This is a genomic window from Candidatus Pelagibacter communis (genome assembly GCF_001179945.1).
Taxonomy (GTDB): Bacteria; Pseudomonadota; Alphaproteobacteria; order Pelagibacterales; family Pelagibacteraceae; genus Pelagilacustribacter; species Pelagilacustribacter ubique_A.
Genome location: NZ_CVSG01000072.1, coordinates 1 through 911, shown reverse-complemented (window position 1 = coordinate 911; position 911 = coordinate 1). Strand labels below are relative to the sequence as shown.

The following is a 911-nucleotide window of genomic DNA, read 5'->3' as shown; positions in this document are numbered from 1 at the left end:
AAGTCTCTAGTCAAATTTTGAGCCATTATCCCAGAACCCTAAATCACTGGAAGAACTTACAGATGAAACATGCAAGTGGCCTATAGGTCATCCTAATGAAGAAAAATTCTATTTTTGCGGTAGAAAGCCTGAAGGAGATTTTCCTTATTGCAAACTTCATGTTTTGTATGCCTTTCAACCTAAAAATCAAAAAGACGATGATCTTGGTGATGAGATACCAGAATTTATAGAGAAAAAAGTTAAGGCCTCAGGGTAATTCAAGCGTAAATGGAATTTATTAAAAAATACCTTAAGTGGCTAAGTACTTTTTTAGTCTTAACGGGTATACTTTTAACTAACTTAAATATCTATCCAGTAAATATAATGTTCCATGGTGCAGGAGTTGTAGGTTGGACTATTGCTGGTTTTTTATCGAAAGATAAAGCTATTCTTACAAACTTCGGATTACAAATTCCTTTATTTTTAATAGGATTCTATCAATTGTTACTTCAATGAAAAATAGAATATTTATAGGTGAATTTATAGGTAGTGCTTTTTTAGTCATGATCATAGTTGGTTCTGGGATAATGGCTCAAAATTTGACTAGAGACTTTGCCGTCATGTTATTAGCTAATACTATTGCAACTGGCGCAGGATTATTTGTTTTAATAAATTCAATTGCAAATATTTCTGGAGCTCACTTTAATCCTGTTGTTACAATGACAATGTATTTCACAAAAAAAATTAAAAAAGACTTAATTTTTACTTATATAAGTGCCCAAATTTTAGGATGTTTATTGGGAGTAATGCTCGCAAATTTCATGTTTGATTTACCCTTTATAGAATTATCAAGCAAAGCTAGACCAGGGTTTAATATTTTTATTGCAGAAGTTATAGCAACTTTTGGTTTAATTTTTATAATTTTTGGTTCA

At 30.7% G+C, this 911-nt stretch carries 3 protein-coding genes; all 3 read left to right on the top strand.

Annotated features, from left to right (window positions below):
• The first annotated feature begins 46 nt into the window (after positions 1 to 46).
• Positions 47 to 256 (top strand): GcrA family cell cycle regulator, encoded by a 210-nt coding sequence (locus AMN78_RS04290; protein ID WP_425304103.1) that lies wholly within the window; start codon positions 47 to 49, stop codon positions 254 to 256.
• An 11-nt stretch (positions 257 to 267) separates the two neighbouring features.
• The gene (locus AMN78_RS02730) at positions 268 to 495 is read left to right on the top strand and encodes a DUF6552 family protein (RefSeq protein WP_075534058.1); all 228 of its coding nucleotides are present in this window, start codon (positions 268 to 270) and stop codon (positions 493 to 495) included.
• Positions 492 to 911 (top strand): aquaporin (locus AMN78_RS02725; RefSeq protein WP_179850608.1); only part of this gene is annotated, 420 nt, incomplete at its 3' end. The genes AMN78_RS02730 and AMN78_RS02725, both read left to right, overlap by 4 nt.